Below are 21,845 nucleotides of genomic sequence, written 5' to 3' on the forward strand. Positions count from 1 at the left end.
GTGGTCAGGCCGTCAGTGGCTGTGCATCGACGGTGTGAAGGGCGGCGTTTCGACCGGCAATCCGGCCCATGGTGAGTGCATTGGCGACAGCATTACCGCCACCGACGTACCGTTGCCCGAGAACTCCCGCTCCTGCCTCACCTGCGGCGAACAGGCCGGGTACGCGGGTGCCGCGTGTTGTCAGTACGGCGGAATCGGAATCGATCTCCAAACCTGCATGTGTGCAGACCAATTCGGCGGGGAGGATACGTGCGGCATAGAAGGGGGCGGTCTCGATGGGTTCGGGATTCGACGTACTGCCTTTGTTGGCGAGTGTCCGATGGCGCAGAAAGTCGGGATCCTCGCCGTGGGGCAGATGCGCGTTCCATCGCTCGACCGTGGAATCGAGGGTCGCGGCGGGCACCGTCATGAGTTCGGCCAGCTCCGCAAGAGATGATGCGCGAAGTGTCCGGCCGGAGTCTGCCTCGTCCTCGACGCGATCGGATGCCCAATCAGCATATCCCGCAGGCAGATTCATTCGAGCGTTGTCGTCGAAGATCATCCAGGCAGAGCCACCCTGTGCATCGATGATTCCGGTCGAGACCGCATACGAGGCGTCCTCGTCCATGAATCGACGTCCCGCGGCGTTGACGTGAATACGTGATTTCGGTGGGAATCCCGACTGCCAGTGGTGGTAGCGCTGAAAGTAGACGGTGGGCAGCATGAGTCCCCACCCATGACCTGCAACGGACGCGTTCACCGACGGCGCGTACCGAAGGTGGTCACCGCGACTGCCCTCGGCGGCAACGACGAAGAGTGCCGAGCCGGCCCGGTTGGCAGCAGGAAAATGAATATCGACCAGCTCGGGATCCTGGGCGAAACCACCCGAGGCCACGACGACTGCCGCAGAACGGAGTTCGACGTCATCGGCAACGACGCCCACCACCCGGTCGTTCTCGGTGAGCAATGCTTGCACCCGTGTGTCGAGAACGACCTCGATTCCGTGCCGTCGGCGTGCGGCGTCCAGAACTTGGACGAGGCCGTATCCCTGGTCCCTCGGAACGTGCCCCCTCCAGATGTCCTCGACGCCCGCCTGGCTCAGTCCCGGTTGGTGCGCGTTGCCGGAAATCCGAGCGGGGATGTCCAACCCGAGTTCGAGAAGCCACTCCAGAGTCGGGCCGGCCTGCTCGCAGAAGGTCCTGATCAGCCCGGGCTTGAGTATCCACTGATTGAGATCCATGTAGTGCTGGAAGTACTTCTCTGTGCTGTCGTCGATTCCGAGGGCGCGCTGAACGCTTGTCGCTGCGGCGGTGAACAATCCGGCCGACAGGGCCGTCGAGCCGCCCAGTTCCTTGAGGGCCTCGAAAAGAATGACGGATGCACCGTTCTCGGCCGCAGTGACCGCCGCTGCGAGCCCCGCGCCGCCGCCGCCGACGACGATGACGTCGTAGTCGGTGTCAGACATGACGCGACCCGCCATCCACCGCAATGCTGTGTCCGGTCACGTAGCGAGCACTGTCCGACAGCAGGAACAGGAGCGGACCGAAGACCTCCTCCGGTGCACCTAGTCGATGTAGTGGAACGGAATCGAGCGCTCGAGCAAGCGCTTCGGGATCTTCCTGCACCCACCGAGTCATCTCGGTGTCGATGTAGCCGGGTGCAATCGAGTTGACGCGAATGCCCACATCTCCGAACTCGACGGCAAGGGATTCCGTCAGGTGGGCGACGGCCGCTTTGGACGTGCAGTAGGCACCACGCCCCTTACGGACACGAAGCGCGGATACCGAGGACATATTGACGATCGCGCCCCCTTCGGACATATGACGACCTGCTGCTTGCGAACCGAACAGAACGCCTTCGACGTTCACGCTGAGCGTGGCACCGATCTGCTCTGGGGTGATGTCCGCGGCATATGCGAACGGGAAGATGCCGGCGTTGTTGATCCAGAAGTCGATTCGCCCGAATTCGGCCAGCGCAGTTCGGGCGAGCGCTTCGTGGTCATCGGCGACGGTGACGTCGACTCGAGCACCGATGATCGTTCCAGGCTGCTCGACCAGCGATTCGGTTGCCAGCTCCGTGTTGAGTTGCTCCGCTGTCTCTTTCATCCGAGCGTCGTTGATGTCGGCACCGACGACGTGCACGCCGCGCGCCGCAAGTCCCTTGGCGAACACCGCTCCCATTCCCTGAGCGGCCCCGGTGACGACGGCAACCTTGCCCGACAGTTCGGGGTAGACCGCGGTCATCATGCGATCGACGACGCGACCGGGATTGGGGTTGTTCATAGCGTTCTCCTCATGCCGAAGATGTTGAGCGGGCACCCGAATCGGGCTGAAACGAAAGCTTGCGGTGCGCTCAATTGCGTGCGATAATCGCACGCAGTGTGCGATTCACTCCGAACTGTAGGTGGTCCACCTCACACTCGTCAATAGGGGGTCCTTCATGTCCGATGCCGACTCGGGCCGTATGGACGGCAAGGGAGCCGTGACCATCGATTCGGGAATGTCCAAAACGCTGCACCACGGACTCGCCGTGCTCGAGCTTCTAGCCGAACATCCGAACGGCTTGTCGATCACCGAGATCGGCGACGGAGTCGGTGTGCACCGCACCGTCGCTCACCGCTTGGTTCGGACTCTCGAGGCCCATCATCTGTGCAGGCGAGACGAGTTCAAGCGAATAGCGCTCGGAGCTGGTCTGGTGGCACTTGCGGAACCCGTCGAGCAAGATCTGCGAACCGTAGCGCGCCCCGTTCTCGAGGAACTGGCGGATCAGTTGGGGGCGACAGTCCATCTCGTCGTTCGCGAGAATTCGACAGAAGTAAGGGCGTTGATGGTTGTCGAGCCACGAGGCGCGAAGGTGCACGTGGCATTCCGTGGAGGGCAGGTCGATCCGATCGACCGGGGATCTGCCGGCCTGGCGATACTCGCGTCACTACCCCCGGTCGACGGCGAGCGCGCAGAAGTGACCAGGGCGCGGAGCGTCGGATACGCGGTCACCCAAGGCGAGGTGATTCCATCGGTCGGCGGCGTGTCCGCCGTGGTGCCAGGTCGCCGCGGGGATGCCATGGCGAGTGTGGGTGCGTCGGTGTTCGAGATCGACGACGAAGCGCAACTCGGCGCGGCCGTCGTCGCTGCTGCGGCACGGTTGGGGCGTTTGCTTCGCTAGCCAGTGGCTGGGGGGGTGTCAGGCGTCGTCGCGGGACACGGTCCTGTGCTGGATACGCCACCGATCATCCACTCGTACAACACGATCACGGACCGACGTGAACCGGACGAGCCGGGTATCGCCGCCACGTGGCGTTGCCATGATTTGGAGATAGCAGTCGACGATCAGTTCATCGACACTCACGAGATCGACGGCAATGTTCGTGATGACATGCCTGCGTTTCTCATTCGATTCGATCGCGCTGTCGAAGAAGCGCTGGGCAAATGCGGTCAACTGGTCGCTGCCGACCTCGGGTTCGGGGTAACTGGGAGAATCGAAGACGCCGTTCGCGGTGAATGTCTCGGCCCACTCCGCCGCGCGTCCGGAATCGATCGCGTGGCTTTGCCTCCCGTAAAGAAGCTGGATATCGGCAACGGTTGTCGAGTCGGGACCGGGCATCGGCGTCTCCTTGGTGCGCTATTCGCACGCGTAGTGCGTATTGATGTCGACGTTACGTTCGGTCCGCCCGATAGTCGAGTCAGGGTCCGTGACCGAAAAGGGACTGCGTGGGTATCACCGCGTCTGCCATCATGACGCCGTGAAGATCGTGTCGATCAATGCGTGGGGTGGTGCCATGTACGACGAGCTCGTCGCCTGGCTGAAAACCGTTGAAGCCGATGTCATTTGTCTTCAGGAGGTCACTCGCACTCCGCATCGATCGGGCTGGGCGACGTTCGCGGACGGTGAGCGCACTCTGCCGCAGCGATTGAACCTGTTCGACGACGTGTCGGCGGTGCTTCCCGGATATACGCCGCATTTCGTCGCGAACGACGCAGGGCCTGTCACCGACGGTGACGGCACCGAGCTGAGGCAGGACTTCGGGATCGCCACCTGGGTGCGTGACGACGTTCCCGTCGTGGGAATCGATGCGAGGTTCGTTCACTCCCGGTTCGTCGATCACGCGGAGTGGAATGTGGAGGACCGACCGCGAGCTGCCCTGACGGTCACCGTTCGCGATCGCGTAGCCGAAAGCTTCATCTCTGTCATCCAAGTGCACGGGCTGCGAGATCCAATAGGCAAGGGCGACAGTCCCGCTAGGTTCGAGCAGGCCCAGAAGCTAGCGGAGATCGTCGAGCATGTACGGGCGGTGAGTGACGAAATCGTCCTGTGCGGAGACCTGAATCTGCTGCCGTCGAGCGAGACGTTCAGGTTGCTGGCCGAGCATGAGATGACCGACATGGTGGGATCGGCAGATACCCGAACGTCGAGGTACACGAAACAAGTGCGCAGTGCCAGCTATCTGCTGGTGTCCTCGCCGTTCGCGGTACGCAGATTCGAGGTCGTCGCCGCGCCGGAGGTGTCCGATCACCGAGCACTTGCGCTCGACATCTGAGGGCCGGGTCCTGGTTCGAGCTCGGCGCATTGCCCGTCTCGGGCAGGTAACAACTCGGCTGCAGCGGTGGACAGGCCGGCTCGAGTAAAGAATTGTCAAAGGTCGGCGACGGCACGCCCCAACGACCGCGCAGGAACCGAATCCGACGAACCGTGCCGCCGAGGATGGTGACGGCAACCGTGGACACACTTGCTCGCAAACTGGGCCTCAGAACCGACAATCACATCTTCTTCGTGTCGGCCGGCCTCACGATCACACTGCTGATTCTGTTCCTCGTCTTCCAGGACTGGGTGGGAAACGCGTTCGGTGTCGGGAGGGAGTGGATCGTCACCAATCTCGGCTGGTTCTTCATCATCGGCGTCACGGTGTGGCTGGTGTTCCTGATCTGGGTTGCCGTCAGTAAGTACGGTCATCTGCGGCTCGGTGAGGACGACGACAGACCCGAGTATTCGAACCTGTCGTGGTTCGCAATGCTCTTCGCCGGCGGAATCGGCACTGTGTTGATGTTCTGGGGTGTGGCAGAACCGATTTCGCATTTCTCCGCGCCGCCGTTCGATGACGTGGAGCCCTACAGTGTCGAAGCATCCCAGGATGCGATGAGTATCTCGCTCTATCACCTCAGCTTGCACACCTGGGCGATCTTCACGTTGCCAGGGTTGGCATTCGGCTTCTTCATCTACCGGTACAAGCTGCCGATGCGCGTGTCGTCGGTGTTCTATCCGATTCTGAAGGAACGCATTTCGGGTCCGATAGGCAAGACGATCGATGTATTCGCAGTATTGGGCACGATCTTCGGACTGGCAGTGTCGTTGGGGCTCGGTACTTCTCAGATCAACGCCGGGCTGAGTGAGCTTGTCGGGCTTCCCGATACCGTGTGGGCGAAGGTGCTGATCATCGGCGTACTCACTGTGGTTGCGACGATTTCGATTGCCGTCGGGTTGGACAAGGGCGTGCGTCGCCTCTCCAACCTGAACATCCTCGTCGCGGTCGGTTTGATGATCTTCGTCCTGATCGCGTCGGACACCGTCTTTCTGCTGCGCCAGGTGTTCGAGAGCTTCGGCAATTACGCACAGGACATCGTTCCGCTGTCCTTCTGGAACGACGCCATGGCCGAGTTCACCTCCGACGGCGGGTGGGGATGGCAGGGTGGCTGGACCGTCTTCTACTGGGCGTGGACCGTCACCTGGGCCCCGTTCATGGGCGTCTTCCTCGCACGGATCTCGCGGGGCCGCACGATCCGCCAGTTCGTCGCCGGAGTTCTGGTCGCACCGTCGCTGTTCACACTGGTGTGGTTCGTCGTATTCGGCTGGTCTGCAATGAGAATCGATGGAATCGGTGGCAGCGGCGGTTCGATCTCGGAAGCAGTGTCCGAGAGCGTTCCGTTGGCGATGTTCACGTTCTTCGAGAACTTCCCGGCCGCGACCCTGGTTCAAGGGATCGCCGTGGTCGTCGTGGCGCTGTTCTTCGCAACCTCGTCCGACTCGGCATCGCTGGTGATCGACATGCTGTGCTCCGGTGACGGTGAAGCGGGCCCCGTGCGGCAGCGGGTGTTTTGGGGCGTCACCGAAGGCGCGGTGGCCGCCACCCTGATCGTGCTCGGCGGTGAGGCAGGACTGCAGGCGCTGCAACAGGTCATCACCGTGATCGGGCTACCGATCTTCATCCTGGTGTCGTTGATGATCATTGCGTTGGTGATGGGACTGCGTGCCGAGAAGGTGACGGTGCAGCCGCTCACGCGAGCACAGTTCCGTGAACACACTGGCGAATCGACGGTCACCGAGTCCGAGAAAGTGCGCACTTCTCCGCTGGCCAGAGACTCCGGCGACGACTGATGTCGACCGCGCCCAATCGGAGCGCTGTGTGAGACTGATCGGTATGAAGCGTGTGATTCGCGGTGCTCTCGTCGTTGCTCTCGCCGCGCCGCTGACTGTCGCGTTGACGTTCGCTCGGCCGGGCGTCGCTCACGCCTGCTCGTGTGCTTACAACACGGACGGAACGCAAGCCGAACAGCAACTCGAGGACTTCGCCTCGGGGGACAACGCGGTGTTCACCGGAACGGCGGTCGCCGAGCGTCGAGATGGCTTCACCGTGTACTACGACTTCGATGTCCGCGAGATATTCAGTGGCGACGTCGGCGCCAAGACGACGTTGTCCACTGCAAATGACAGCGCGGCGTGTGGAACCGGCTTCGAGCTGAAGGAGGAGTACCTCGTCTTCGCCGGCACCTACGACACACAGAACGCACCGTGGTCGGTGACTAAGTGCTCGGCAACAACATTGTCCACCAACGAACTCACCCGGGCCGCGACGCTGCAGCAGTTCGGAGAACCCCGAGCCGTGACAGCTGACGAGCGTGCCGCCGCGGATTACCTGCAGGGCATGTCGATTGTGCAGTGGGTGGGTATCGGGGTCGCCGCTGCCCTGTTCGCCGCCGGAACAGTGTGGATACTCCGAAGGGCACGTCACTGATCGACAATGTGCGCATCGCTCGCCTGTGCGGCGGCAGGGGTTCGTGCTCCGATGCGGTCGCCCCACTCCGCGATGGGACCGAGTAGTGCGTTCAGCTCGGCACCGTCCGCACTGAGTCCGTAGTCCACGCGCAGAGGGAAGCCGTCACCGGCAGTGCGCACGACAAGCCCGTCGCGTACGAGTTGCCGTAACTGTTCCGCGAGAACCTTTTCCGAGATCGGCCCGATCGACCGTCGCAGATCGGCGAACCGTCGGTCGCCTTCGTCCACCCGCCACAGAATCGTTGGCTTCCACTTCGACCAGATGAGGTTGAAGACCACGTTGACGCCACACTTCTGTACGTATCCTTGCGGCTGCCGCCGGTGCTGCGTTTGCCCGTCAGGGATTGGAGAAGATGCTCCTTCGGACGCGATGGTTGTGCCAGGCCTGGGGCGCAACGATCGACCCGATGAAGCAGAAGCCGATGATCGGCAACGAGGTGTGCAACGGAACCGGCACGTTGGTCGCCACGAGCAAAGCGCCGAGAAACGTCATCGGTACCCCGACGCCCTCGAGTAGGTCGTGTTTGCGGGCCATGACCGGACGGAGCCCGATCCATGGAATGCGCCTGTTCGCATTGTCGTGCGATATCCGTCGGGCCGCCGCGATGGAGAGTGCCGCGCCGACCACGAACACACAGCTTCCAGCGACGATGGCCCACCGCTGGCCTCCGTCGACCCACATGGAGATCAGATACAGGGCCGCGAGACCGGCGTAGCTGCCCCACACTTTCCAGAGCGGGGCTTCCTCGCGCTCGTCGTGGTGCACGCTGACCGGGCGCATCGGCTGCAGTGGCTCCATTCCTCGACCCTCCCACATCTCGACTCCGACACCGAACAGGTGTTCTGGGGCGAAAGCTGTCGTACTACTGGGCCATGGTGCGGCGATCGCGAAGTCGAGCACTACCGCACTCGTGGACTCCGGTGGAGCGAACTACCTCTGGCGAACTGCCGTCACTGCAATTCTGGCCGCATTTCCGATGGCCTGATCGACCAGTGGGAGGTACAGATCCATCCGCGCGGCCCGGGTGAAGACCGAGACAGCGACGGGCTCCTCACCCGGAAACGACACGACGGCAACCTCGTTGCGGATGGGTCCGATCGTGCCGGTCTTGCCTGCGACCTCTACATCCGGGTACGGAATCCCACTGCGAATTCTGTGCGGCCACACCTGCTGGGACAGAACTCCTCTCATGTACCTGCACTGTTCCGGTGATGCGGCAGTGCCCAACCAGATCGCACGGAGCACCGCGTTGCTGTCGCGGGGTGTGGTGCAGGAGGTGTAGGCGGGATCGAAACCCGCACTGTCGATCACCGAGTAGTTGCTGGCCAGCAATCCCAACGCCTCGTCCGCGTTCAACCTGCCGGTGTCCCGCACGATCTGGTCACCCAGTGTCTTCGTGCCACCGACGATGCGGGTGTCTTCGAGCCCGAGTGAGTCGATCACCCGCGAGAGTGCATCGAGGCCGAGTGCACCGAGAAGTGCGTCCGCCGCAGCATTGTCGGAGACAGTGATCATCGAACGCGCGACGTCCCGCCAACTCATCGTCACCGGATCGGCGTAGCTCGCTATTCCCGTCGGCCCCGGACTGCACTGCGCCGGGACGAGCCGCACCGAATCGGTTGCAGCCAGGACGCCCTCGTCGAACGCGCGCGCCGTGGCAACCAGCAGCACGATCTTCCACACCGACGCGGCGACAACAGGATCGTCGCCCTCGAAGTCGACGACCGTGCCGGTACCGTCGACCCGCTCGGCGCGTACCCAACCGCGGCAGCCGGCATCGGCGAATACTGCGCGAAGCTCTTCGTCGGTCGTGTTCATCTACAGGCCTGCAACAGGATTCGATCGATGAGATCCACCAGAGGTTTCACCGAGTCGTCGCGACGCACGATCCGAACCCGAAGCGCGACATCGTCGGCAGCGAGGTCGAGGTGCTCGGTTCCAGGCAGTACCGGGCTCGCGGCCGGAACGAGTCCGAAGCAGCGACCCGACGCGACGCCGATAGCGGCATCGCGAACGGTGTTCGCGATGAACACCTCTGGGTCGAGAGCATGGCGTCTGAACGCGTCGAGAATCAGATCGTGTGCGGGTGGATTCGCAGTCCTCGGTGCAGTCGCGAAGGCGAGGTCCGACAACATGGTCAGTCGTGGCCGCTCTGCCCGAGCCGAGCGATGTCCCGCAGGAACTCTGACTCGCCGGGGGAGTGCGATGACCGGTCCGGCCGACAGTCGGTCGAGTACCATCGGATGGTCGATCACTGCAACGTCGAGGTCGTGTGAGCGCACCCCGTCGAGCAACGACACTGCACCGGCGGTCTCCACACGTACCTGAACGCCCACGGATGCGGCGATCCGCGCGGCGATCCCATCGTCCAGTTGAGGGATAAGTCCGATGCGAACCGTCCCGGACATAGTGAGTGATTCTGCGGTGGTGGTCAATCGGCGCGCGTCGTCGACGATCAACCGGGCTCGAGGCAACAGCGCAGCGCCGTGCTCGGTGATGGCGGCGCCGTCCGGCGTTCGCTCCACGAGTGTGAGTCCGAGGTGCTTCTCCAATGCCTTGATCGCCCGCGACACCGGTGGCTGCGTCACGCCGAGAGTTGCCGCCGCGCGGCCGAAGTGACGTTCTTCTGCGACGGCGACGAAATACTCGAGATGGCGAACCAGGTCCACCGAGCTATTGAAACACGCTCAGCTGCCCCGATACCGAAGAGGAATGATCCGGCTGCGTCCCGGGACTTGGCCCCAGGGTGCCCGTATGTGATCGGGTGACCCCATGCGTACCTCGACCTCCACCCGACTGATCACCGCTATCGCAGCGGTGACTTTGACACTGTCCACAGGCGTCGCGTGTTCGACGACGACCACCGTAGAACCACCGCAGACCGCTGCAACCACCACCGAACAGTCCGTCGATGAGCAGTCCAGTACCGAACAGGTCTATCTCGACCTCGAGGCCAGGGATACTGCTCGACTCGGCGTCAGTGCTGTCGATCTCGCCTCGGATTCCACCGAAAGCCATCGAGGCGACGAACGTTTCGCGTTCTGTTCGACGTTCAAGGTGTATGCCGTCGGTGCCGTTCTTGCCGCCGTCGATGCAGGTGCACTGCAGCTGAGCGACACTAGAACGATCACCGCAGCGGATAAGGTGCCCGAGTCCGCAGTCGACTGGGAACCAGGATCCGTCGTCACGATCGCAGACCTGGCGGCGGCCGCATTGACCGAGAGCGACAACACCTCCGGCAATCTGTTGATTCGCGAGGCCGGTGGAACTGCGGCTCTCACCGAGTTCGCGAGGTCGCTGGGCGACACCGAGTTCCGGCTCGACCGCACTGAGCCTGAACTCAATACCGCTATCCCCGGAGATCCACGCGACACCACGACACCGAACTCGATGGCCGCCGGCTACCGAACCTTGCTCGACGGCGATGTACTGACCGCGGCCTCACGCGAACAGCTGTTGGCCTGGATGGCCGATACCCAGACCTCCGACGCTCGGTTCCGCGCCGCGCTCCCGGCAGGGTGGACTTCGGCCGACAAGACCGGCACGGGCAGTTACGGCGTCTCGAACGATGCAGGGCTGTTGCTGGGACCGGACGGGCAACGAATTCTCGTGGTCGTCTTCAGTGCTACGACGTCAGACACCGAAGATTCACCGGCCATGAATTCCCTCGTTGCCGATGCGACGCGTCAGGTCGTCGAACAACTGCAGTGATTCTCAACCCTCCGCGCGGCGGACGGCGTCGACCAGTGGGATCAGATCCGGCTCGGTCGACGCCTCGTCGAGTGCCTCGCGCAGCGCCGCATCGTTGGTCGGTCGCGCGGCCTCGAGCAGGGCCAGGCCCTCTTCACTGACGTCGGTGTAGATGCCTCGGCGATCGGTGGGGCACAGGTACCGAGTGAGTAGTCCGCGGTCTTCGAGTCGGGTGACCAGTCGCGTCGTCGCACTCTGGCTCAGCACGACGGCGTCGGCCACCTGCTTCATTTGCAGATGCCCGCCCTCCCCGTCGTGCTGCCTGCCCAGGACGTCGAGCAGCCAGTACTCACGAGCACTGAGGTTGTGCTCGGCCTGTAGTGCGCGTTCGATCCGACCCTCGATCCGGCCGTGCAGCACCGCCAGCGCCAGCCAGTTCTGCGCCAGCGCCGTCAGCGCGGGGTCGTGTGCGGTCATTGCCGTGCCTTTCGATACCGGTACTCCTGACCACCCACCGTACCGCGCCGGCAATTAACGGCGTCTGCAATTACCGGTCTACGACGGCCTGCGGGCGACGATGCGTCGAGCATGCGCGAGTACCGGAGCATCGACCATCTGGCCACGAAAGGTGAAGACGCCGCGGTTCTGGGCAACGGCGTCGAGCACGTCGGTGGCCCAGTCGAGTTCCTCGGCGGTGGGCGCATAGGCCTGGCGAACGACGGGGATGTGGCTTGGATGAATGGCCACTTTTCCGTCGAAGCCGATCGCCACGGCATCCTCGGACTCCGCGCGGACACCGTCGAGATCGGGGATGTCGAGGAACACCGAGTCCAACGCGAACACCCCACGTGCCTTGGCTGCGAGCAGCGTCTGCGACCGAACATGCTGCGCCACAGCACGATACTGTCCATTGGAATGCCTGCTCGAGTTGCCACCCATGGCGGCCACCAGATCCTCGGCACCCCACATGGCACCGATCGCATTGTCCGCGGCGAGGGCGTCGAACACCGTCATCGCGCCGAGCGGAGACTCGATCAGCGCGACGACATTCAGTGGAGCCAGCGCCGCAATCTGTTCGGCCGATTCACATTTGGGGAGCATCACGGTCGTGTACTCGGTCTGCTGCAACGCCGCGAGGTCCGCAGCCTGATCGTCCGTGCTGTGCGCGTTGACACGGACGATGGTGCGCGCCGGATCCAGTGGGGTCGACAGGACGGACTCACGAGCACCCGCCTTGTCCGCCGCCCCGACCGCATCCTCCAGGTCGAGGATGACGACATCTGCTCGTGCCGCTGCCTTCTCGTACCGCTCGGGGCGGTCTGCCGGGCAGAACAACCACGCGGGCCCCGGCGGAACCCAGGTCACGACGCCTCCTCCGGTGGTTGCATCCGGACGAGCGTCTTGCGGACGGCAATCGCGACGACGTCCCCGTGTTGGTTTCGACCGGTGTGCGTGAACGTCACGATGCCTTCGCCTGGGCGGGATTTCGATTCGCGCTTGGCCGAGATCACGGTCTCGGCGTAGAGGGTGTCTCCGTGGAACAGCGGCTTGGGGAACGACACCTCCGAGAAACCCAGGTTCGCCACGATGGTGCCCTGGGTCAACTGCGTCACCGACAGTCCGACGAGGGTGGAGACGGTGAACATCGAATTCACCAATCTCTGGCCGAACGCCGTTGTCTCGCTGTAGGCCGCGTCGAGGTGCAGGGCCTGCGTGTTCATCGTCTGCGTGGTGAACAGCGTGTTGTCGGCCTCGGTGATGGTGCGGCCGGGTCGGTGCTCGTAGACGGTGCCGAGTTCCATCTCCTCGAACCACAGGCCACGTTGGCGAATTCGCTTGTCGCTCACAGCCCCAGGCTCCGCGCGATCAGCATCAGCTGAACCTCGGTTGTACCCTCACCGATCTCGAGGATCTTGCTGTCGCGGTAGTGACGAGCGACCACATATTCGTTCATGAAGCCGTACCCGCCATGGATCTGCGTCGCATCGCGCGCATTGTCCATCGCGGCCTCGGAGGCGACGAGCTTGGCGATGGACGCAGCCTTCTTGAACGGCTTGCCCGCCAACATCAATGCCGCCGCGTCGTAGTACGCGGTTCGCGCGGTGTGAGCGCGGGCCTCCATGCGAGCGATCTTGAACGAGATCGCCTGATTGCGTGCGATCGGAGCCCCGAAGGCCTCACGCTCCTTGGCGTACTTCACGCTCTCGTCCACGCACCCCTGCGCCGCACCGACCGATACTGCCGCGATCGCGATCCGGCCCTCGTCGAGGATGTGCAGGAAGTTCGCGTACCCGCGGCCTTCCTCGCCGAGCAGATTCTCCTGCGGCACGCGCACATCGGTGAAACTGAGCGGGTGGGTGTCCGACGCGTTCCAGCCGACCTTGTTGTAGGCAGCCTCTGCGACGAATCCCGGGGTATCGGTCGGCACCAGGATCGACGAGATCTGCTTGCGCCCCGTCGCTTCGTCGACCCCCGTCACCGCGGTGACGGTAACGAGCTCGGTGATGTCGGTGCCCGAGTTGGTGATGAACTGCTTGCTGCCGTTGATGATCCAGTCACCACCGTCGCGCTTGGCGGTGGTCTTGGTGCCACCCGCGTCGCTGCCGGCACCGGGCTCGGTGAGACCGAACGCGGCCAGGGCCTTGCCTGCGGTGAGCTTGGGCAGCCACTGCTGCTTCTGCTCGTCGTTGCCGAATCGGTAGACGGGCATTGCGCCGAGCGAGACACCGGCTTCGAGGGTCATCGCAACGCTCTGGTCGACCTTACCGAGCTCCTCGAGGGCCAGGCACAGCGCGAAGTAATCGCCGCCCATGCCGCCGAACTCCTCGGGAAACGGCAGGCCGAACAGGCCCATCTCCGCCATGCCGGCAACTACCTCGTACGGAAAGGAATGCTCGGCATCGTGTTTCGCCGATACCGGTGCCACGACGGTGCGGGTGAAGTCGGCAACGGATTTGACCAGCTGCTGGTACTCGTCGGGCAGATTCGCGGACGACAGATGATCGGTCATGATGGGTCCTGTTCGGTGTGGTTGGGGACGATTCGGGCGAGGACCTGGTCGACGCGGACCTGATCCCCCACTGCAACAGTCAGTTCGACCGTGCCGTCGATCGGGGTGGTGAGCGTGTGTTCCATCTTCATCGCCTCGACGACGACGATGGCCGTGCCCGCGCTGACGGCGCTGCCGGTGGTTGTTCCGATCGCGATGATCGAGCCCGGCATGGGCGAGAGGATCTCGGCATCGCCGGAGTGCGCGTCGTCCTCGCGGACGCTCGCCTCGGCGATCCGGTCGACTCGCCAGGTGCCTCGAGAGCTGGAAATCCATGTTGCCGAGCCGCTTCGAGCGAAGGTCATCGATTCGCGTAGACCGTCGAGCACCAGATCCACCGAATTCTCGGTGGCGGTTGCCCGCAAGGTGCGCGGCGATCCGTCGTCGACGACGACCGTTGCCGCGGCTGTCGTGCCGGTGATCGCTACGTGCGCCGTCCGACCTCCGGACGCGAGGCGACGATGGAACGACGCGTGCGCGCCGACTCGCCAACCCGACGGTGCTGCCCAGATGTCCTGATCCGCGGTCTGCCACGCGTCGAGCCACTGCACTGCGGCGGCGGCGATCAGCGCCTCGTCGGTGGCCTCGGCGGCCACGAAATCCTCGACACGGCGGTCGAGCAGCCCGGTGTCGAGATTACCGGCACGAACATCGTTGTCGGCGAGCAGGAACCGAGCGAACTCGATGTTGGTGACGACCCCGAGTACTGCGGTGTCGGCCAGTGCACGATCGAGGCTGCGCAATGCGGTCGCGCGATCGGGGCCGTGCGCGATGACCTTGGACAGCATGGGGTCGTAGTTGCTGCCCACCTCCGTTCCGACGGCGAGACCGGAGTCGACGCGAATCCCCGGCGCAGAGGGCTCGCGCAATCCGACGACGGCACCGCCGGTGGGGAGGAATCCGCGGCCGGGGTCCTCGGCGTAGACGCGGGCCTCGATGGCGTGTCCGGTGAGCGTGATGTCGTCCTGCGCGAGAGTGAGGGGCTCGCCCGATGCCACCCGAACCTGCCACTCGACGAGGTCGAGATCGGTGACCATCTCGGTGACCGGGTGCTCGACCTGAAGACGAGTGTTCATCTCCATGAAGAAGAACTCGTCGGGGCGATCGGCCGAGACGATGAATTCGACTGTGCCGGCACCGGAGTAGTCGACACTGCGGGCAGTGTTGCAGGCGGCCTCGCCGATGCGTGCGCGGGTTGCTTCGTCGAGCAGGGGAGACGGAGCCTCCTCGATGACCTTCTGGTGCCTGCGCTGCAGACTGCATTCGCGTTCGCCGAGGTGGATGACATTGCCGTGTCCGTCGGCGAGGATCTGTACCTCGATGTGCCGGGGCCGCAACACGAATCGCTCGAGGAAGAGGGTGTCGTCTCCGAAGGACGAGGCCGCCTCCCGGCGAGCGCTGGTCAACGCTGCAGGCAGATCCTCGGCGCGCTCGACCAGACGCATACCCTTGCCGCCGCCACCGGCGGAGGGTTTGACGAGCACTGGGAATCCGACGTCCGGCGCGCCGGCGACGAGGTCGGCGTCGGTGAGGCCGGGGCGGGAGATTCCCGGAACGACGGGTACTCCGAATGCGCTGACGGCAGCCTTCGCGGCGATCTTGTCGCCCATCACTTCGATGGCTTTCGCCGGGGGCCCGAGGAATGCGATTCCGGCTTCGGCACAGGCGGTCGCGAACTCGGAGTTCTCGGAGAGAAATCCGTATCCGGGGTGAATGCCCTGAGCCCCTGTGGTTTTCGCGGCCGCGATCACCTTGGCGATGTCGAGGTAACTCTCGCGAGCGTTCGCGGGTCCGAGTCGGACGGCGGTGTCGGCCTCACGAACGTGCCGGGCATCGGCGTCGGCATCGCTGTACACGGCGACGGTGCGAATTCCCATGCGGCGCAGTGTTCGTGCCACCCGCACGGCGATCTCGCCGCGGTTGGCGATCAGTACTGTGTCGATCATCGTGGTCATATCTCTCACATCCTGAAAACGCCGTAGGAGACCGGCTCGAGCGGCGCGTTGGCGCACGCCGAGAGGGCCAGTCCGAGAACCTGCCTGGTATCGGCCGGGTCGATGATGCCGTCGTCCCACAGGCGGGCCGTCGAATAGTAAGGGTTGCCCTGACTTTCGTACTGGTCACGGATGGGAGCCTTGAACGATTCCTGGTCCTCGTCACTCCACGGCCGACCGGCAGCGTCGAGTTGTTCGCTGCGCACCGTGGCGAGCACCGACGCCGCTTGCTCGCCGCCCATCACCGAGATTCGCGCGTTGGGCCACATGAACAGAAAGCGTGGTGAATACGCTCTGCCGCACATCGAGTAGTTGCCCGCGCCGTAGGAACCGCCGATGACGACGGTGATCTTGGGGACGCGGGCACAGGCGACCGCGGTGACCATCTTCGCGCCGTGCTTGGCGATGCCACCTGCCTCGTAGTCGCGGCCGACCATGAAGCCGGAGATGTTCTGCAGGAAGACCAGCGGAATGCTGCGCTTGTCGCACAGTTCGATGAAATGCGCGCCCTTCATGGCAGATTCGGCGAACAGCACGCCGTTGTTGGCGACGATTCCGACGGGATGGCCGTGGACGTGCGCGAATCCGGTGACGAGCGTCTTGCCGTATTCGGCTTTGAACTCGTCGAATTCACCCGCGTCGACGACGCGGCCGATCACCTCACGCACGTCGTAGGGAGTGCGTGGGTCGGTGGGGACCACGTCGTAGAGATCGGTCTGGTCGGCTACCGGTGCGCGTGTGGGAAGAAGGTCCCACGGCCGCGGAGTGCGAGGTCCGAGGGTGGAGACGATGCGGCGGACGCGGTGCAGCGCGTCTCGATCGTCCTCGGCCAGATGGTCGGTGACGCCGGAGATCTTCGAGTGCAGATCACCACCGCCGAGTTCCTCTGCGGTGACGACCTCGCCGGTCGCGGCCTTCACCAGAGGCGGGCCGCCGAGAAAGATCGTGCCCTGATTCTTGACGATGATCGCTTCGTCGCTCATCGCCGGCACGTAGGCGCCGCCCGCAGTGCAGGAGCCCATGACGGCAGCGATCTGCGCAATTCCTTTGGCGCTCATGGTCGCCTGGTTGAAGAAGATGCGGCCGAAGTGGTCGCGGTCGGGAAAGACCTCGTCCTGGCGCGGAAGGAATGCTCCGCCCGAGTCGACGAGGTAGATGCACGGCAGAGTGTTCTGCAGCGCGATCTCCTGCGCGCGTAGATGCTTCTTCACCGTCATCGGGTAGTAGGTGCCGCCCTTGACGGTGGCGTCGTTGGCGATGACGACGCATTCGCGACCGGAGACGCGGCCGATACCGGCGATCACGCCTGCGCCGGGGCACTCGTCGTCGTAGAGGCCGTTGGCGGCCAACGGTGAGATTTCGAGGAACGGGCTGCCGGGGTCGAGAAGCTCGTCGACTCGGTCGCGGGGGAGGAGCTTGCCGCGGGCGATGTGCCGTTCCCGAGACTTTTCGCTCCCGCCGCGGGCAGCAGTGGCCAGCTTCTCTGCGAGCTCACGGGTGAGAAGCTCGTGATCTGCCCGGTTGGCAGCTGTGTCGATCGCCATGAGGTGCACGCCTTAAGGGGTTGGACGTCGGTGTCACGAAAGTTCAGTTAATCGTTGATAACTGACACGATAGTAAACTACGATTAACTGAGTGTCCAGAGTCGAGGAGGTGACGGTGCAGGAATCGGAAGCGAAACCGACGACCGTGCGTGAGCAACGCAAGGCCGAGCGTCGGCAGCAGTTGCTGGGCGCTGCAGCGTCACTGTTCGCCGAACGCGGGTTCACCTCGGTGCGACTGGAGGATCTGGGCGCGGCCGTCGGTGTCAGCGGACCGGCCGTCTACCGGCACTTCCCCAACAAGGAGGCCGTGCTCGTCGAGTTGATGGTCGGGATTTCGGAGTATCTGCTCGACGGTGGCCGTGCGGTGGTCGATCGTGGTGAGGTTGCCGCGGACACCGTGTCCGCGTTGGTCGAGTTCCACCTCGACTTCGCCTTCGATACACCGGCATTCATCAGAATCCAGGATCGCGACCTGCAGAGTCTTCCGGAGGGCGCTCGACGCAAGGTGCGCCGAATGCAGCGCGAGTACGTGGAACTGTGGGTCGAGGTGTTGTGTGCCGTCGACCCGGAATTGAACGAGTCCGACGCCCGGACCACGGCGCACGCGGTCTTCGGTCTGATCAACTCGACGCCCTACAGTGCGGGGCGTACTCCGTCGAAGAACGCTCGTCCGGTGCTGCGGGCAATGGCGCTGGGGGCGTTGGGGGTTGCTGCGCCGAGCCGCACAGCATCGACCTGAGCGTCCACCTACACCGACGCGCGCTCGGCTTGCTCTGCCTGTCGGCGGGTGGGCTCGGGCGGACGAGCGAGACGGGATCCGATCACTCCGGCGGCAACGGCACCGACGAGGCACACTCCACCGACCGCGTATCCCAGGAGCGGTCCCCGGGTGGTCACCCAGGCCAACTTGTTGGCCGCGTCGCGTGCCGAGGCCACCTGCTCGAGCCGGCCCGTCTCGTCCAGGGCGAGTGAGGCCTTGAAGATCGTCACCTCGGGGACCTTCGGATCTCTCGCGAAGTACTGGTACGGCGTTTCCTGTCCCCACACCAGGCTCCCGCTCGTGGGCTCGACGTAGATGTCGCGCACGTTCGAGTACCAGCGCTTCATCGTGATCGGCTCGTCCCCGTCGCCCAATCCCCACTTCGATGCCGGGAGGGTCACCGAGTTGATCGGCGACTGCGTGGTGGTCGAGAGGTCGGCTTCGGTCACGATCGATCGGAAGTGATAGATCGGCAGCCCCTCCATGGTGAGCTCCTCGACGAGGTTCGCCTCGAAGCTCGTCCACGCCGTCGCGTCGTAGACCGTGTACGTGATCGGCTGGGTATCGAAGGGAAACCGATGCTGTAAGCCGTTGCGCGGCAAAGGAATGCCCGGCGAGTCGACTGTGGTCTGCAAGGATCCGGCGGGTTCGACGGGTAGTCCCGTGCGCCGGTCGCTCGTCACCCGATCCACCGAGGCGGTGAGCAGGCCCGCGTCACCGTCGCGGTCGGCCCGTCTCACGGTCGCTCCCACTTGGAAGGTGACGCGGTCTGCGTCGGAGGGATCCTCGACGGTGATGTACCGCTGGAGAACGAGGGGTACATCCGTCGCGATGGAGAGAGGGCCGGGTCCGGTGATCGTCGTCGAGTCGAGGACCTCACCGCCCGCACCGTCTGCGGTGGTGGCCACCGTGGTGGCGTCGATGTCGAGTGGAGTCACCGCCAGGCGGTCGTACACGAGGGTGGGCAGAAGTAGAGCGACGACGATCGCGAAGGATCCCAGCCCCGCGAGCAAGCACATCGCGATTCTCACCCGTGACATGAACACCGTCCCAATTCTTTTCGTTTCCGGCCGTCTCATCCTGCCGTGGCGAGAGCCCCGAATGTCCGCTTCCGCGTTGTGACCTGTCAGCATGTTCGTGGGAATTTACAGAGACATCAACCGATGTTGAGAATTTCCGAAAAGGTGCACACTGAGGTCACTCGTCATTTGCCGCACAACGCTGAATCGGGGGACGACACATGGCGACCGGTATCGATCGAGGCACGACGGTCGATCGCGGCAGTCGTTGGCGAACCATCGGGACGTTGCGAACCGGGCCCGGTTCTGCAGTCCTACCGTTCGGCTGGGGACCGGCGATCGTGTTGGTGCTCGTGGCCTTCGTGGACCGTATCGAATTCAGCCTCGTGGCCGCGGTTCTTCCTCAGCTGCAGGACGAATGGGGTTTCGGCGACGCGGTGGCGGGATCGCTGCCCAGTGCGTCCGCGATCGCCGCGGGTGTCCTCGCGATACCGGCTGCATACCTCGCCGACCGTCACGATCGCGGCAGGATCGTGACCTGGGTCGTCGTTCTGTGGTCTCTGGCAACTCTCGGTTCGGCGCTGGCACCCACTTTCCTGATCTTCTACCTCGTGCGGGTCGGTCTTGCCGCCGCGGAGGCCGTGGACAACCCGGCGAGTGCGAGCCTTCTTGCCGACTTCTACCCGCCTGCAACGCGATCCACCGCGTTCGGTTGGTGGCGAACCTCGGCGTACCTGGGCGGGGCGGGCATAGTCCTGGGTGGTGTGCTGGCGGACTGGCTGGGTTGGCGCGGGGCGTTCATGGTCATGACGATCCCGGGACTGGTTGTCGCAGTTCTCGTCTCGCGTCTGAAAGAGCCCGAACGCGGATACGCAGACCGGCTGGCGGCCCGCGCAGACCCGAATGCGCAGACTCCTACGCCGTCCGGACCGCTTGCCACCCAGCTCCGCCGACTGCTGCCCATCCGAACGCTGTGGTTCACCGGCGCTGCTCTGACGGTCATGAGTCTGTCGATCGGTGGTCTGACCTTCTGGCTGCCGAGCCTGCTGCAACGCCGGTACGGCCTGTCCGAATCGGCCGCCGCGACGGCGGGCGGGGGAATGACACTGCTGGGAATCGTGTTCGGCACGCTCGTCGCGGCGATGGCAACCCGTCGAGCCGTCGTCGGCACCAGCCTCGCGCAGTGGCGAGTACTGCTGGGCGGTAGCGGAATTCTGGTGGGAAGTGTGTTCATGTCGATCGCGCTCGGCATGAACTCCACGATGATGTTCGTCGTTCTGCTCACCGTGTTCGCCTTCTTCTCGGCCTTCGCCCTTCCCACGCTCACCGCCTGTGTCGCCGATGTGGTTCCGGCACGCGATCGGGGTCTCGGATTCGGCATGCTGCAGATCGCCGCGACCGCGGGCGGTGCCGTCGGGCCGCTCATGGTCGGTGTGGTGTCCGACGCGGCGGATTCACTCACCGTCGGCCTGATTCCGCTTCTTCCGCTGCTGGCGATCGGGGGAGTGTTCGCCCTCTTGGCCTACTGGTCCGTGGAACGCGACTCGACGCGCGTCCTGGCCGAGGCTGCGCGGGAAGAGTAATTCGTTGTCGTCGGTCACAATGTTCTTCATGACGAGTGAGCTATCGCGCGCCGAGGTCGGCCGGCGGCAGAGTCGATTCACTCCCGACGAGATCCCCCGCCTGCTGGCCATGGCCGGAGTCGTGGCTGCTCTGCACGTGATCGGGTGGGGATTGTTCAGCCACTACAACTCCATTCCGAGTATCCACAACCTCACCGGAGCGGACGGCACGCTGGTCTACGCCGGAGCCGGCGTGCTGGCGTACACCCTCGGGCTCAGGCACGCCTTCGACGCCGATCACATCGCCGCCATCGACGACACCACCCGCTTTCTACTGCAGAAAGGCAAGCGGCCGTTGGCCGTCGGGCTGTTCTTCTCACTCGGACACTCGACCGTCGTATTCGTCTTCGTCGCCGCCATCGCGTTCGTGGCCTCGCAGGCGACGGCGTTCCAGGACGCGTTCGCCGGAGTCGGCGGCATCATCGGCACGCTGGTGTCCGGAACGTTCCTGTATCTCATCGCGGCGTTGAACATCGCAGTGCTCGCCGGAATCGTCGGAGTGTGGCGACGCGCGAAACGAGGTGAGTTCACCGAAGCCGGACTCGACGAGTTGCTGGCCAAGCGCGGGCTGATGAACCGATTGTTCCGGGGTCGCTACGACAAGCTGATCGACCACTCGTGGCAGATGTACCCGCTGGGTCTGCTGTTCGGGCTGGGATTCGATACCGCCACCCAGGTCGGTCTGCTCGCGGTCGCAGGCACGACGGCCATGGCAGGCGGACTTCCGCCGATGGCGATCATCGCCCTGCCGGTTCTGTTCGCCGCGGGCATGACCACCATGGACACCATCGACGGCATCTTCATGTCCAAGGCGTACGGCTGGGCATTCGTGACCCCGGTGCGCAAGATCTACTACAACATGACGATGACGGGACTGTCCGTCTTCGTTGCTCTGGTGATCGGCACGGTGCAGCTCTTGACCCTGCTCGCCGAGCAGTTCGGGCTCACCGGCGGACTGTGGGACGCGCTGGCCGTCATCGATCTGAATCTGGCCGGCCAACTCGTCGTCGGCACGTTCTTCGTCGTGTGGATCGGAGCGGTCGTGTATTACAAGGTGGCGCGCATCGACGAACGCGGTGGCTTCACACACTCGAACGAAATGGAGAACCAGTGACCTCTCGGCGTCGGATCGGTGTCCTCGCA

Annotated in this window: 22 protein-coding genes; 8 read left to right on the top strand and 14 right to left on the bottom strand. The window is 64.1% G+C overall.

Translation table 11 applies throughout. The features are described from left to right. Positions 1–4 precede the first annotated feature (4 nt). Both R4P47_RS12130 and R4P47_RS12135 read right to left on the bottom strand, forming a co-directional pair. Positions 5–1,444 carry an FAD-dependent oxidoreductase gene (locus R4P47_RS12130; protein ID WP_317784849.1) on the bottom strand — a complete coding sequence of 480 codons (1,440 nt, stop codon included), beginning with the start codon at positions 1,442–1,444 and terminating at the stop codon, positions 5–7. Next, positions 1,437–2,261 (bottom strand): SDR family oxidoreductase, encoded by an 825-nt coding sequence (locus R4P47_RS12135; protein WP_317533864.1) that lies wholly within the window; start codon positions 2,259–2,261, stop codon positions 1,437–1,439. Before R4P47_RS12135 ends, R4P47_RS12130 begins: the two co-directional genes overlap by 8 nt. Positions 2,262–2,478: 217 nt before the next feature. Here R4P47_RS12135 and R4P47_RS12140 point away from each other — a divergent pair, with 217 nt between their 5' ends. Beyond that, complete coding sequence (locus R4P47_RS12140) at positions 2,479–3,141, top strand: IclR family transcriptional regulator (RefSeq protein WP_179272235.1); 663 nt, start codon at positions 2,479–2,481, stop codon at positions 3,139–3,141. 18 nt (positions 3,142–3,159) lie between these two features. Here R4P47_RS12140 and R4P47_RS12145 read toward each other — a convergent pair whose 3' ends face one another. Then, positions 3,160–3,579, bottom strand: a complete 420-nt coding sequence (locus R4P47_RS12145; RefSeq protein WP_094671256.1) for a nuclear transport factor 2 family protein — start codon at positions 3,577–3,579, stop codon at positions 3,160–3,162. A gap of 88 nt (positions 3,580–3,667) precedes the next feature. Here R4P47_RS12145 and R4P47_RS12150 point away from each other — a divergent pair, with 88 nt between their 5' ends. From R4P47_RS12150 to R4P47_RS12160, 3 genes are all read left to right on the top strand, one after another. Beyond that, complete coding sequence (locus R4P47_RS12150; protein WP_317784851.1) at positions 3,668–4,513, top strand: endonuclease/exonuclease/phosphatase family protein; 846 nt, start codon at positions 3,668–3,670, stop codon at positions 4,511–4,513. Positions 4,514–4,692: 179 nt separating this feature from the next. Next, on the top strand, positions 4,693–6,345 hold the full coding sequence (locus tag R4P47_RS12155) for a BCCT family transporter (RefSeq protein ID WP_317784852.1): 1,653 nt from the start codon (positions 4,693–4,695) through the stop codon (positions 6,343–6,345). Positions 6,346–6,388: 43 nt separating this feature from the next. Continuing rightward, the gene (locus R4P47_RS12160; RefSeq protein WP_317784853.1) at positions 6,389–6,982 is read left to right on the top strand and encodes a hypothetical protein; all 594 of its coding nucleotides are present in this window, start codon (positions 6,389–6,391) and stop codon (positions 6,980–6,982) included. Here the strand turns inward: R4P47_RS12160 and R4P47_RS12165 are convergent. From R4P47_RS12165 to R4P47_RS12180, 4 genes are all read right to left on the bottom strand, one after another. Then, positions 6,976–7,302: a helix-turn-helix domain-containing protein gene (locus R4P47_RS12165; protein ID WP_317784854.1), complete on the bottom strand. Its 327-nt coding sequence runs from the start codon at positions 7,300–7,302 to the stop codon at positions 6,976–6,978. The two genes, R4P47_RS12160 and R4P47_RS12165, sit on opposite strands and share 7 nt — an antisense overlap. Before the next feature lie 58 nt (positions 7,303–7,360). Next, a complete protein-coding gene (locus tag R4P47_RS12170) occupies positions 7,361–7,822 on the bottom strand; it encodes a hypothetical protein (protein ID WP_317784855.1) in 462 nt (153 codons plus the stop codon). A 132-nt stretch (positions 7,823–7,954) separates the two neighbouring features. Continuing rightward, a complete protein-coding gene (locus R4P47_RS12175; RefSeq protein ID WP_317784856.1) occupies positions 7,955–8,842 on the bottom strand; it encodes a serine hydrolase in 888 nt (295 codons plus the stop codon). Next, a complete protein-coding gene (locus tag R4P47_RS12180; protein WP_317784857.1) occupies positions 8,839–9,693 on the bottom strand; it encodes a LysR family transcriptional regulator in 855 nt (284 codons plus the stop codon). The genes R4P47_RS12175 and R4P47_RS12180 overlap by 4 nt, the downstream gene beginning before the upstream one ends. Before the next feature lie 103 nt (positions 9,694–9,796). Here R4P47_RS12180 and bla point away from each other — a divergent pair, with 103 nt between their 5' ends. Further along, entirely contained in the window at positions 9,797–10,735 is a 939-nt protein-coding gene (gene bla, locus R4P47_RS12185; RefSeq protein WP_317784858.1) for a class A beta-lactamase, read from the top strand. Between the two features lie 3 nt (positions 10,736–10,738). On the opposite strand, the gene R4P47_RS12190 is transcribed toward bla, so the two are convergent. The 6 genes from R4P47_RS12190 to R4P47_RS12215 all read right to left on the bottom strand — a co-directional run bounded on the left by R4P47_RS12190 (position 10,739) and on the right by R4P47_RS12215 (position 17,301). Further along, positions 10,739–11,191: a MarR family winged helix-turn-helix transcriptional regulator gene (locus tag R4P47_RS12190; RefSeq protein WP_149407136.1), complete on the bottom strand. Its 453-nt coding sequence runs from the start codon at positions 11,189–11,191 to the stop codon at positions 10,739–10,741. 78 nt (positions 11,192–11,269) lie between these two features. After that, a complete protein-coding gene (locus R4P47_RS12195; RefSeq protein ID WP_317784859.1) occupies positions 11,270–12,079 on the bottom strand; it encodes an HpcH/HpaI aldolase/citrate lyase family protein in 810 nt (269 codons plus the stop codon). Then, entirely contained in the window at positions 12,076–12,561 is a 486-nt protein-coding gene (locus R4P47_RS12200; protein WP_411567330.1) for a MaoC family dehydratase, read from the bottom strand. Before R4P47_RS12200 ends, R4P47_RS12195 begins: the two co-directional genes overlap by 4 nt. Next, positions 12,558–13,724 (bottom strand): acyl-CoA dehydrogenase family protein, encoded by a 1,167-nt coding sequence (locus R4P47_RS12205; RefSeq protein WP_317784860.1) that lies wholly within the window; start codon positions 13,722–13,724, stop codon positions 12,558–12,560. Before R4P47_RS12205 ends, R4P47_RS12200 begins: the two co-directional genes overlap by 4 nt. Further along, a complete protein-coding gene (locus R4P47_RS12210) occupies positions 13,721–15,718 on the bottom strand; it encodes an acetyl/propionyl/methylcrotonyl-CoA carboxylase subunit alpha (RefSeq protein ID WP_317784861.1) in 1,998 nt (665 codons plus the stop codon). The genes R4P47_RS12205 and R4P47_RS12210 overlap by 4 nt, the downstream gene beginning before the upstream one ends. Positions 15,719–15,723: 5 nt before the next feature. Then, the gene (locus R4P47_RS12215) at positions 15,724–17,301 is read right to left on the bottom strand and encodes a carboxyl transferase domain-containing protein (RefSeq protein WP_317784862.1); all 1,578 of its coding nucleotides are present in this window, start codon (positions 17,299–17,301) and stop codon (positions 15,724–15,726) included. Between the two features lie 91 nt (positions 17,302–17,392). Here R4P47_RS12215 and R4P47_RS12220 point away from each other — a divergent pair, with 91 nt between their 5' ends. Further along, entirely contained in the window at positions 17,393–18,040 is a 648-nt protein-coding gene (locus R4P47_RS12220; RefSeq protein ID WP_094687514.1) for a TetR/AcrR family transcriptional regulator, read from the top strand. 8 nt (positions 18,041–18,048) lie between these two features. Here R4P47_RS12220 and R4P47_RS12225 read toward each other — a convergent pair whose 3' ends face one another. Further along, positions 18,049–19,101, bottom strand: a complete 1,053-nt coding sequence (locus R4P47_RS12225; RefSeq protein ID WP_317784863.1) for a DUF3068 domain-containing protein — start codon at positions 19,099–19,101, stop codon at positions 18,049–18,051. A 200-nt stretch (positions 19,102–19,301) separates the two neighbouring features. Here R4P47_RS12225 and R4P47_RS12230 point away from each other — a divergent pair, with 200 nt between their 5' ends. Together R4P47_RS12230 and R4P47_RS12235 are read left to right on the top strand one after the other, a co-directional pair. After that, positions 19,302–20,663 carry an MFS transporter gene (locus R4P47_RS12230; protein ID WP_317784864.1) on the top strand — a complete coding sequence of 454 codons (1,362 nt, stop codon included), beginning with the start codon at positions 19,302–19,304 and terminating at the stop codon, positions 20,661–20,663. 28 nt (positions 20,664–20,691) lie between these two features. Further along, on the top strand, positions 20,692–21,816 hold the full coding sequence (locus R4P47_RS12235; RefSeq protein ID WP_317784865.1) for a HoxN/HupN/NixA family nickel/cobalt transporter: 1,125 nt from the start codon (positions 20,692–20,694) through the stop codon (positions 21,814–21,816). Positions 21,817–21,845 lie beyond the last annotated feature (29 nt).

This window comes from Rhodococcus sp. IEGM 1370 (genome assembly GCF_033142325.1).
In the GTDB taxonomy this organism is placed as follows: domain Bacteria; phylum Actinomycetota; class Actinomycetes; order Mycobacteriales; family Mycobacteriaceae; genus Rhodococcoides.